Here is a 10,730-nt window from a genome sequence, read left to right as displayed (position 1 = left end):
GCCAAACCGGCCAGCTGGCCGGCGAGGCTGGGCCCGTTCTCCACCACCTCGTCCAGCATCGCGGGATCCCGGTGGTGGGCGGGGTTCGACGCGCTCCGACGGGCCCAGCCCGCCAGCGGGGTCACGTCGGCGGGGAGCAGATCTCGCTGTTTTAACGCGTCGCCGCGACGCGAAATGTCTCATTTTGGGACATCGGCAGGTGAACAGCTTCCCCCATGCTGTTAACCGTGACGAAACATTCGCGGCGCCCGGCAGGACAGCGATGACCACCGCTGTGCGTACAGACCGGCTCCCCGCCGACGTGACCCCGCTGGCGGGCTGGGCCCGTCGGAGCGCGTCGAACCCCGCCCACCACCGGGATCCCGCGATGCTGGACGAGGTGGTGGAGAACGGGCCCAGCCTCGCCGGCCAGCTGGCCGGTTTGGCCGCGCGTCTCAGTATTCGGCCCATCCTGGCGATCGGCGCTCAACTGCCGAAGGCGCCCTGGCCATGGGGCCTGTTGGACCACGCTGCCCGGGTCGTCCCCTCCGCCCCGGGCAGCGTTCGCCGCACGGTTCGGTTGGCACGCTGCACGGCGCGGCTGGTCCGCGCCGCCGGTGTGCGGCCCGCCGACGGCACCGGCCGCGTTGTGCTCTACCTGCACGGCGGCGCGTTCTTGACGTGCGGAGTCAACACCCACGATCGGATGGTCACCACGCTGTCGAAGTATGCCGACAGCCCGGCGCTGGTGGTCAGTTACCGGATGATCCCCAAGCACTCCGTCGGCGCGGCGATCGACGACTGCTACGACGGTTACCAGTGGCTGCGCAGTCAGGGATACGCACCGGACCAGATAGTGGTGGCCGGTGACTCCGCGGGAGGCTACCTGGCGCTGGCGCTGGCGGTACGGCTGCTCGATGAGGCAGAACAGCCCGCCGCCGTCGTCTGCATGTCGCCGTTGACCCAGATCGCCAAGGCGTCCAGGCGCGAGCACCCCAACAGTGCCACCGATGCGATGTTCCCCGCCAAGGCCTTCGATGCGCTCGTCGACCTGATCACCCACGCCGCCAGGCGCCGGGGCGCCGACGGCACGCGCGAGGAGATCTTCGAACCGCTCGACCACATCGAGTCCGGGCTGTGCCCCACCCTGATCCACGTGTCCGGGTCCGAGGCCATGCTGCACGACGCCACGCTGGTGGCGAACAGGCTGGCCGGCGTCGGTGTTCCGGTCCAGCTGCGGGTGTGGCCCGGTCAGATGCACGTGTTCCAGATCGCGCCGATAGTGCCGGAGGCCAACCGTTCGCTGCGGCAGATCGGTGCCTACATCCGTGCGGTGACCGATTGGGCGGCGGTTCCGGAGGGAATCGACGACTACGTGGTGATCCCGTAGGTCTTCAGCTTCCGGTACAGGCTTGACCGCGACATTCCCAGCTGCGCTGCGGCGGCCACCCGGCTGCCGTTGGCCTGTCGCAGGGCGGTGACGATCGCGTCGCGCTCGATGACTTCGAGCTGAGTCAGGGCGCGGCGGGACACGCTCTGGCAGTAGCCGGGCAGATCGGTGTCGGTGAGCTCGCCGACCTGACGTTTGCGCAGCGCATGTTCGAGGGCATCGCGCAGTTCAGCGATGTTTCCCGGCCACGAATAGCGGCCGATGAGCCGGTGCGCTGCCGGGCCGAGCCGCACCCTGCGCTCGCCTGCGATCCCGCGCAGCAGCGCGGCGGCGATGCCCGGCAGGTCGTCGGTACGGTAGCGCAGCGGTGGCACCGTGATCGCTGCGTCGAAATGCCCCAGGAGCGCACCGAGCGCCGGCGCCGACCCGTCCGGGTCGTGGGACACGGTGGCGACCCTCCAGCTGGGTGCATCGACCGATTCGACCACCGCGAAATACCTGTCCAGCGCGCCGATGTCCTCCGCGTCGGCCTGGTCGACGTTGCGGGCGATGTACAACGTGGGCTGGCCCGAATCGTTGGGTAGCGGACCGTCCTTGCCGTCGTTGGCGTGCCGTCCGGCGTCTACCGTCACGATGCGACCACCGGGATGGACCGACTGGAAAAGCTGCGTCGCCAGGGTGAATTTGCCCACCCCGGCCTCACCGACCAGCAGGACAGGCATCAGGTTCTCCAGTGCGTCGCGCAGTTCGCCGCAGGCCCGCACCCAAGCCGGCGAGCGGCCGCTGGCCAGGGACTGCGGCGACCCGAAGAGCGTGGGCACCTCAACCGGCAGCACGGCGGGCACGGGGGACTGCCCGGCGGCCCCGGCACGACCAGACCTCACCGGTTCGGCGATCATCAGCGTCCCGGCGACCTGCGCGCCGGCGAAGACACGGGTCCCGCGAATCCGCACGACGCGTTGGCTGCCCGGCAGGACGACGGTGTCGCTGGCGCGTTCTCTGCCGGCCAGCAGGAACGTCGCGTGGTCGCGGAGCACCTGCTGTTCCGCGGCGTCGAACATCTGCTGGGCGGCGGGGCTGGCGATCAGCAGCGCGGTGCCGAAGGCGAACACGGCCGCGCGGTTCGACCGGGCGGTGACGCGGAGGTAGGCGTCGAAGACGGCCTGTTGTGTCTGGCTGCGGTCGAGCAGCAGGTTGCGGCTGATCTCCTTTGCGGCGTTCTTGACCAGAACGTGCATGACGGGGTTCCACGCCTGGGTCAGGGTGGCGATTGCCACGACGCCTTCGACGCGGCCGGTGACCGGGTCGAGGATCGGAGCGCCGCCGGCGGCGAAGTTCTCCAGGCTCTCGCTGTAGTGCTCCGGGCCGACGATGCTGGCGGCCTGGCCTGACTCGAAGACGGTGCCGGCCCCGTTGGTGCCCACGGCCGCCTCCGAGAAGTCGAATCCGGGCGCGTACTGGACCCGGTCGAACAGCCGGGTGCCCGTCGAGGAGGAGTCGATCCGTTGGACGACGCGCACTTTGCGGTCGGTCAGGCCGATGGCCAGCGGCAGGTGCGCGGCGGAGGTGTCGTCGCCCAACTGCTCCAGCACGGGGCGCGCGGCGCGCGCCAACAGCGAATCGGTGTCGACCGCATCGGTGAACGTGCTGATCGGGCGAATGACATCCACGCCAGCATCCCGGCTGCGCTCCCACGAAGCGACAACCAGGTCGGAGACTCCCGCGACGCTTGGCCTGCCGAACTCCAGGAATGCCATCCGGTCGGCGGCAGCCCTCAGCAGCGGGTTGTCATCCCCGGACATCGCGTCACTCGCGTCATGCCTGCCCCCCGTTGGTCGCGTCAGCCTAGCCGGGCCGCCCGGTTCACCGCGGAGACCACCGCGCGCAGCGACGCGGTGGTGATCGACGACGCGATCCCGACGCCCCACACGGTGTGGTCACCGGCTGTGCCTTCGGCGTGCCGACCCGCTTCGCCCGACTCCGTCGCGCTCGCGATCGTCACGCGCGCCTCCACGTATGCCGCGGCCTGGGCCTCCTCACCGGCACTCATCGCATGCTCGGAGTAGTCGAGCACGTGGACCTGTACACCGATCTGGCTCAGCGCGTCGACGAACGCGGCCAGCGGGCCGTTGCCGGCCCCGGTGATCTCCGTTTCCACCCCGTCGACCAGGACGGTGGCCTCGATACGGTCGGTGCCGTCGTCGGTCTCGGCCGCCAGCAGCTTCTGGTGCATCCGCTCCAGCGGCCGGATCGGGTTGAGGTACTCCTCGGCGAAGGCGTCCCACATCTCCTTCGGCGTGACCTCGCCGCCTTCGCCGTCGGTGAGTTGCTGGATGACCTTGGAGAACTCGATCTGCAGTCGGCGCGGCAGCACCAGGCCGTGGTCGGTCTTCATCACATACGCCACGCCGCCCTTGCCGGACTGCGAGTTGACCCGGATCACCGCTTCGTAGGTGCGGCCCACGTCGCGGGGGTCGATCGGCAGGTAGGGCACCTGCCAGAGCATGTCGTCGACGTCGGAGTCGGCGGCGTCGGCGTCGATCTTCATCTGGTCCAGGCCCTTGTTGATGGCGTCCTGGTGGCTGCCGGAGAACGCGGTGTAGACCAGGTCACCGCCGTAAGGGTGACGTTCGGGGACGTTGAGCTGGTTGCAGTACTCGGCGGTGCGCCGGATCTCGTCGATGTTGGAGAAGTCGATCTGGGGATCCACGCCGCGCGAGAACAGGTTCAGGCCCAGCGTCACCAGGCAGACGTTGCCGGTGCGTTCGCCGTTGCCGAACAGGCAGCCCTCGATCCGGTCGGCCCCGGCCGCATAGCCCAGTTCCGCGGCGGCCACGGCAGTGCCGCGATCGTTGTGCGGGTGCAGGCTCAGGATCACCGAGTCGCGGCGCTTCAGGTTGCGGCTCATCCACTCGATCGAGTCGGCGTAGACGTTCGGGGTGGCCATCTCCACGGTGGCCGGCAGGTTGAAGATGATCGGGTTATCCGGCGTCGGCTGGATCACGTCGCCGACGGCGTCACAGACCGCCTTGGCGTACTCCAGTTCGGTTCCGGTGTAGGACTCCGGCGAGTACTCGTAGCGCCACCGGGTGTCCGGGTACTTGGCCTGCTCCTCCAGACACTTGCGCGCCCCGGCCACCGCGATGGCCTGCACCGCCGCCTGGTCGGCCCGGAAAACCACCCGTCGCTGCAGCACCGACGTCGAGTTGTAGAAGTGCACGATCACATTCTTGGCGCCCGCGCAGGCCTCAAAGGTGCGCTCGATCAGCTCGTCACGGCATTGGGTCAGCACCTGCAGCGTGACGTCGTCGGGCACCGCGCCCTCGGTGATGATCTCGCGGACGAAGTCGAAGTCGGTCTGGCTGGCCGACGGGAAGCCGACCTCGATCTCCTTGTAGCCCATCGCCACCAGCAGGTCGAACATCCGCCGCTTTCGCGCCGGGCTCATCGGGTCGATCAGCGCCTGGTTGCCGTCGCGCAGGTCCACCGCACACCACAGCGGGGCGCGTTCGATGACGCGGTCCGGCCAGGTGCGGTCGGGCAGGACGATGTTCTCGACCTCGTCGGCGAAGCTGCGGTACCGGTTGACCGGCATTGCCGAGCCGCGCTGGGGGTTCCAGGCGGGCTGGCCGGCGCCTCGTGGCCCGGCGGGTGTGGTGATGGCACGGGTGGACGTGAAGGCGTCAGTGCTAGAAGGCTGGGAATAGGTGGTCACGATTTTCGCTCCGGCTTGTCAGGGACTTGTCCAGTGGACTCAAGAACCGGCGCATCGGCGAAACCCGCGACGGGGAGCCGGTCCTGGTCAGACCCCGTCGCGGCGTCCGAGCAGGAGCGCGCGTTGCACGTGGAGAAGTTTACACGCCGATCCCGTGGCCGCAGTGCGATGTCCTGGCACGTTGTCGCCCTGGAGGCCGAGTGAACCGGTGAAGTCCTTCCCCTATCCTTGTTGAGGTTCTTGTAGAGGCCCGATCAGTCAGATCGGCGGAAAGGACGACCGTGGCGCTCGTCGTGCAGAAATACGGCGGATCGTCGGTGGCCGACGCCGACCGGGTCCGCCGGGTCGCCGAGCGCATCGTCGAGACCAAAAGAGCTGGTAACGAGGTCGTGGTGGTCTGCTCGGCGATGGGCGACACCACCGATGACTTGCTGGACCTCGCGCAGCAGGTGTGTTCTGCGCCGCCGGCTCGCGAACTGGACATGTTGCTGACCGCCGGAGAGCGGATCTCCAACGCCCTGGTCGCGATGGCCGTCGAGGAGCTGGGCTGCAACGCCCGCTCGTTCACCGGGTCGCAGGCCGGAGTCATCACCACCGGTGCGCACGGCAAGGCCAAGATCATCGACGTCACCCCGGGCCGGCTGCAGGCCGCGCTCGGCGAGGACCAGGTGGTGCTGGTTGCCGGTTTCCAGGGTGTCAGCCAGGACACCAAGGACGTCACCACCTTGGGCCGCGGCGGCTCGGACACCACCGCGGTCGCGCTGGCCGCGGCGCTCAAGGCCGACGTCTGCGAGATCTACACCGATGTCGACGGCATCTTCAGCGCCGACCCGCGCATCGTGCCCAACGCCAAGCGCCTGGACACCGTCACCTTCGAGGAGATGCTCGAACTGGCCGCATGCGGCGCCAAGGTGCTCATGCTGCGCTGCGTGGAGTATGCCCGCCGCTACCACCTGCCCATCCACGTCCGGTCCTCCTACTCGGACAAACCCGGCACCATCGTTTCTGGATCGATCAAGGACATCCCCATGGAAGACGCCATCCTGACCGGAGTCGCGCACGACCGCAGCGAAGCCAAGGTGACCGTGGTCGGTATCCCCGACCTGCCCGGCTATGCGGCCAAGATCTTCCGTGCCGTCGCCGACGCCGACATCAACATCGACATGGTGTTGCAGAACGTCTCGAAGATCGAGGACGGCAAGACCGACATCACCTTCACCTGCCCGCGCGACAACGGGCCGGCCGCGGTGGCCAAGCTGGAGTCGCTCAAGAGCGAGATCGGCTTCACCGAGGTGCTCTACGACGCCAAGGTGGGCAAGGTGTCGCTGATCGGTGCCGGGATGCGCAGCCACCCGGGGGTGACGGCCACCTTCTGCGAGACGCTGGCCGACAACGGGGTCAACATCGATCTGATCTCCACCTCCGAGATTCGGATCTCGGTGCTGTGCGCCGAAGATGATCTGGACAAGGCCGTTGTTTCGCTGCACGAGGCGTTCGGCCTCGGCACGGACGAGGCGGCCACGGTCTACGGCGGGACGGGGCGCTAAATGGTTTCCATCGGTGTGGTCGGTGCGACCGGCCAGGTCGGCCAGGTGATGCGTACCTTGCTGGAGGAGCGCAACTTCCCGGCCGAGCAGGTGCGGTTCTTCGCCTCGGCCCGTTCGGCCGGACGCAAGCTGGGATTCCGCGGCGCCGAGATCGAGGTCGAGGACGCCGAGACCGCGGACCCGTCCGGGCTGGACATCGCGGTGTTCTCCGCCGGGGCGACGATGTCGCGGGTGCAGGCGCCGCGGTTCGCCGCCGCCGGGGTCACGGTGATCGACAACTCGTCGGCGTGGCGCAAGGATCCCGATGTCCCGCTGGTGGTCTCGGAGGTGAACTTCGATCGCGATGTGCGCGGGAAGCAGTTGGCCAAGGGGATCATCGCCAACCCGAACTGCACCACGATGGCGGCGATGCCGGTGCTCAAGCCGCTGCACGACGAGGCCGGCCTGACCCGGCTGATCGTCTCGACCTACCAGGCGGTTTCGGGCAGCGGGCTGGCCGGCGTGCAGGAGCTGGCGACGCAGGTCCGTGCGGTCATCGACGGCGCCGAGCAATTGGTGAACGACGGCGGCGCGGTCGATTTCCCGGCGCCGAACAAGTACGTCGCACCCATCGCGTTCAACGTGGTCGCGCTGGCGGGCTCGCTGGTCGACGACGGCTCGGGCGAGACCGACGAAGACCAGAAGCTGCGCTATGAGAGTCGCAAGATCCTCGGCGTGCCAGACCTTTTGGTGAGCGGCACGTGTGTTCGCGTGCCGGTGTTCACCGGGCACTCGCTGTCGATCAACGCGGAGTTCGCTCGCCCGCTGTCTCCGCAGCGGGCCGCCGAGATCCTGGCTGAGGCCCCGGGTGTGACGGTGACCGACGTGCCGACCCCGCTGGCTGCCGCCGGCGCCGACGACTCGCTGGTGGGCCGGATCCGGGTTGACCCGGGCGCTCCCGACGGGCGCGGACTGGCGCTGTTCGTCTCCGGGGACAACCTGCGTAAAGGCGCGGCGCTCAACACGATTCAGATCGCCGAGCTGCTGGCTGGGTCTTCCGGGGCCTGACCCGAAAGCCCCGGGCGTCGAACGTGCGCTCAGCGCGAGATTTCCGAAGAACTCTCGGACGGAGTGCGCGCTCGGCGGGGTCGGCGCTGATGACAATGCTGGTGGCTCTGCCTGCTGTGGCGCACGCCGAGCCGCCCGCGCCCATCCCGCGTCCGGTGCTGTGGCCGCTGGCCGAAGGTCAAGTGGTGCGGATCGGCCCCAGCGCCGGAACCGGAACGCCCACCGGCGATTACGGTATCGGCGCCACCGACCTGTGTGAGTTCATGGAGTTCCCCAGCGCGGTGCTGCAGATCTGCGGGGACAGCTTCGCCGGCCAGGGTGTCGGGTATGGCGGCTGGTATTCGCCGATCGCACTGCGGCTGGACCCCGATTCGGTCGACGACTCCGACGGGGTGCGCTACACCGGGGTGCTCGGGGTGGACAGGCCGTTGCTGGCCGATCCGGGGCCGGCGGGCAGTACGCAGCTGCCGGCCGGAATCGTCTCGATCAACCGGACCAACTATCTGATGGTGACCACCGCCAAGATGCTGGTTCCGCAGAGCTCACGGCTGGTGAAAGCCGATCCGGCGCAACCGGGTTGGCAGACGGTGCCGGGATCGGCGCGGCCCGCCTCCTATCAGGATTACGGCCAGTCCCAGATCAGTGGTTACTACGACCCGGTTCCGGCTCCGGACTCACCCACCGGCTGGGTGTACCTGGTGGCCAACAACTTTGACCGCAGCGCATCGGTGACGCTGTACCGGGTCGCACCGGCCGAGTTCACCGACCGCTCGGCCTGGCAGGGCTGGTCGGCCGACAAAGGCTGGGGGCACAAGCCCACGCCATTGTGGAACGACCAGATCGGCGAGCTGAGCCTGCGCCAGATCGACGGCAGGCCGGTGCTGTCCTACTTCAACGGCACCACCGGCAACATGGAGGTGCGCGTGGCCTACGAACCGACCGGGTTGGGCACCGCCCCGGTGACCACGGTGGTGCAGCACGCCGAGTGGCCGGATCCGCCGGTGCCCGTGGAGACCTTGCCGTCCCCGTTCGACAACCGGCTGGCCCAGCCCTACGGCGGCTACATCTCACCCGGATCGACCCTCGATGAGCTGCGGATATTCGTCAGCCAGTGGAACACCCAGCCGCGTGACCGTGCGCCCTACCGGGTGATCCAGTTCGCGGTGAACCCGTTCAAGCCCTGGTCGGTCAGCTGAACAGGTTCCATAGGCCGGACCAGAAGTCCGCGCCGTCGTCACCGAGGAGGTTGGCGTCGGCAGACCAGGGGCCGCCATCCGGGGCGTAGTCCTGGACGTAGTCGCCGATGGCGCTCGCTTCGTTGTTGCTGCTGCCGTCCCAGCCGGCGTAGGCGATGGCGTGCAAGCCTTCGGCGGTGGCGGTGTTGTAGTGGCTGTCGTAGACGCCTGGCACCACCGAGGCGCCCGCACTGGCGACAGCGTAATCGCCGGTCGCGGTGGCCACGTTGCCGTTGCCCCACGCCGCTGAAGCGCTGGCGTGATCGCCGATCGCGGAGGCGTAGTTGAACGATCCGGTGTCCCCGACCACGGCGAGGCTGTGGTCGCCCTGGGCGGACGCGTAGTTGAACAAGCCGCTCATGGCGTTGGCGTCCGAGTAGTCGCCGTAGGCGATCGCGAAGTTGCCGAAGCTTGACGACGCGGACGCGGTCCCCAGCGTGAGCAGATCGAATCCGCTGATCGAGATGGCGATGCTACCGAAGCCGTCGGGCAGGGTGGGCAGCGATACCGCCGCCGCGGTGCCGATCGTGGCGGCCGCGTCACCAACGTCCGCTGCGGCGAAGGCGGCGGCGACGCCCAGCGCACCGGCGCCGCCGTCCGCCGAGGTTGTCCCGGCCAAAGCGACGCCCGGCGTCGTCGCCAGGGCGGCCCCGATACCCAACCCGGCAGCCAATACGCTCAGGCTTCCCATACGTTTCAGATTTCCCATTGTCGTGCCTTCCCCTCCTGGTAACCGCCTTGTTGGCTGGTTCTGAGAGCGATGCTAGGAGCGCGGGGCGGGGCGGGGATACAGGGTTTTCCCTGGACTTTCTGACCCTATTTATAGGGTGGCGTCCGGCTGTTCGGGGGCCGGTGGACCGCCCGGCCGGCGCATGCGCTCATAGCGGATGCATAGCCAAGACCTAGCGGTGCCGGGTGTTGCCCCCGGCAAGATGCCTTACATGAGCGAAACACCCGTCACCACAACCCCTCCGCCGGCACCGCCGGGTGAGCCCAAGCCCTACTGGCTTTACCGGCTCGCGGCCTGGGTCGCGATCGTCGCCGGCATCGTCTTCATCGTCTCGTCGATCTTCTTGGCCGGAGTCTGGGTCAGCCGCGGCGGTCCGGGCGGGCACCACTGCCATGGACATCACGGCCACCACGGCCAACACGCGATGTTTCACAAGGGCCACCACCGCGGCCCGGGACCGATGGGACCCGGCCCGGGCCAGCGAGGACCCGGTGAGCTGCCGCCATCGGTGAGCACCCAGGCCCCGCCGTCCCCACCCGGCCGGTAACCCGTCCCGGCCACGAGCAACCGGCCGCCGCCCCTCCCGAAGGGCGGCGGCCGGCGTCGTTCTGGGGCATGATTGATCGGTATGAGCGAGTCGCCAGTCCCCGCCCAAGCTCCTCCGCCGGCGCCGCCGCCACCGCCGAACCGGCTCTACCAAGCCGCGGCCTGGGTGGTGATCGTCGCCGGAACCGTCTTCGTCGCCGCCGTCATTTTCGGCACCGGTGTTTACCTCAGCGGCGGCGGTTGGCACGGGCACCACCGCCATGGCCCGTGCATGATGCATCACGGCCCGCCGATGGGTCCCGATTTCGGGCCGGGCGGGCCCGGTTTCGGGCCAGCGGGTCCCGGTGCGGAACCACACTGGCCAGGTCCCCGGTCGGCCGGCCCGGGCAATGGCCCGGGCGGGCCCGGCGGGCCACCAGCGCCGCCGCCACCACCTCCGCCGTCGGCGCCGCCACCGCACCGCTGATCCTTTCCAAAGCTGCCGCGTGCGCGGCGTCCTGCGCGATGTGCCATGTCGGCCGCAGGTGACCGCACACTCGTT

Annotated in this window: 9 protein-coding genes; 6 read left to right on the top strand and 3 right to left on the bottom strand. The window is 68.9% G+C overall.

What is annotated here, in order from left to right; translation table 11 throughout:
• Positions 1 to 262 precede the first annotated feature (262 nt).
• Entirely contained in the window at positions 263 to 1,369 is a 1,107-nt protein-coding gene (locus EJK91_RS18295; protein ID WP_024443040.1) for an alpha/beta hydrolase fold domain-containing protein, read from the top strand.
• Here EJK91_RS18295 and EJK91_RS18290 read toward each other — a convergent pair.
• Both EJK91_RS18290 and leuA read right to left on the bottom strand, forming a co-directional pair.
• Positions 1,351 to 3,171, bottom strand: a complete 1,821-nt coding sequence (locus EJK91_RS18290; protein ID WP_125079631.1) for a sigma-54-dependent Fis family transcriptional regulator — start codon at positions 3,169 to 3,171, stop codon at positions 1,351 to 1,353. The genes EJK91_RS18295 and EJK91_RS18290 overlap by 19 nt on opposite strands.
• 38 nt (positions 3,172 to 3,209) lie before the next feature.
• The gene (gene leuA, locus EJK91_RS18285; protein WP_125079630.1) at positions 3,210 to 5,084 is read right to left on the bottom strand and encodes a 2-isopropylmalate synthase; all 1,875 of its coding nucleotides are present in this window, start codon (positions 5,082 to 5,084) and stop codon (positions 3,210 to 3,212) included.
• Positions 5,085 to 5,365: 281 nt separating this feature from the next.
• On the opposite strand from leuA, the gene EJK91_RS18280 reads away from it, so the two are divergent.
• The 3 genes from EJK91_RS18280 (at position 5,366) to EJK91_RS18270 (ending at position 8,874) form a co-directional block, all read left to right on the top strand.
• Positions 5,366 to 6,631, top strand: coding sequence for an aspartate kinase (locus EJK91_RS18280; RefSeq protein WP_046301205.1), 1,266 nt, complete (start codon positions 5,366 to 5,368; stop codon positions 6,629 to 6,631).
• On the top strand, positions 6,632 to 7,678 hold the full coding sequence (locus tag EJK91_RS18275; protein ID WP_046301206.1) for an aspartate-semialdehyde dehydrogenase: 1,047 nt from the start codon (positions 6,632 to 6,634) through the stop codon (positions 7,676 to 7,678).
• 89 nt (positions 7,679 to 7,767) lie between these two features.
• On the top strand, positions 7,768 to 8,874 hold the full coding sequence (locus EJK91_RS18270) for a DUF4185 domain-containing protein (protein WP_125079629.1): 1,107 nt from the start codon (positions 7,768 to 7,770) through the stop codon (positions 8,872 to 8,874).
• On the opposite strand, the gene EJK91_RS18265 is transcribed toward EJK91_RS18270, so the two are convergent.
• Positions 8,867 to 9,604, bottom strand: a complete 738-nt coding sequence (locus EJK91_RS18265; protein ID WP_125079628.1) for a hypothetical protein — start codon at positions 9,602 to 9,604, stop codon at positions 8,867 to 8,869. The genes EJK91_RS18270 and EJK91_RS18265 overlap by 8 nt on opposite strands.
• 250 nt (positions 9,605 to 9,854) lie before the next feature.
• Here EJK91_RS18265 and EJK91_RS18260 point away from each other — a divergent pair, with 250 nt between their 5' ends.
• Both EJK91_RS18260 and EJK91_RS23195 read left to right on the top strand, forming a co-directional pair.
• On the top strand, positions 9,855 to 10,190 hold the full coding sequence (locus EJK91_RS18260) for a hypothetical protein (RefSeq protein ID WP_241178742.1): 336 nt from the start codon (positions 9,855 to 9,857) through the stop codon (positions 10,188 to 10,190).
• An 81-nt stretch (positions 10,191 to 10,271) separates the two neighbouring features.
• Positions 10,272 to 10,655 (top strand): hypothetical protein, encoded by a 384-nt coding sequence (locus tag EJK91_RS23195; RefSeq protein WP_024443048.1) that lies wholly within the window; start codon positions 10,272 to 10,274, stop codon positions 10,653 to 10,655.
• Positions 10,656 to 10,730 lie beyond the last annotated feature (75 nt).

The sequence above is a fragment of the Mycobacterium sp. P7213 genome (assembly GCF_900604305.1).
Lineage (GTDB): Bacteria > Actinomycetota > Actinomycetes > Mycobacteriales > Mycobacteriaceae > Mycobacterium.
This window is presented reverse-complemented; position numbering and strand designations above follow the sequence as displayed.

Coding starts and splice junctions, on each gene's coding strand:
- EJK91_RS18295 (WP_024443040.1), top strand. CDS start 263: ATGACCACCGCTGTGCGTACAGACCGGCTCCCCGCCGACGTGACCCCG.
- EJK91_RS18290 (WP_125079631.1), bottom strand. CDS start 3,171: ATGTCCGGGGATGACAACCCGCTGCTGAGGGCTGCCGCCGACCGGATG.
- EJK91_RS18275 (WP_046301206.1), top strand. CDS start 6,632: ATGGTTTCCATCGGTGTGGTCGGTGCGACCGGCCAGGTCGGCCAGGTG.
- EJK91_RS18270 (WP_125079629.1), top strand. CDS start 7,768: ATGACAATGCTGGTGGCTCTGCCTGCTGTGGCGCACGCCGAGCCGCCC.
- EJK91_RS18265 (WP_125079628.1), bottom strand. CDS start 9,604: ATGGGAAGCCTGAGCGTATTGGCTGCCGGGTTGGGTATCGGGGCCGCC.
- EJK91_RS18260 (WP_241178742.1), top strand. CDS start 9,855: ATGAGCGAAACACCCGTCACCACAACCCCTCCGCCGGCACCGCCGGGT.
- EJK91_RS23195 (WP_024443048.1), top strand. CDS start 10,272: ATGAGCGAGTCGCCAGTCCCCGCCCAAGCTCCTCCGCCGGCGCCGCCG.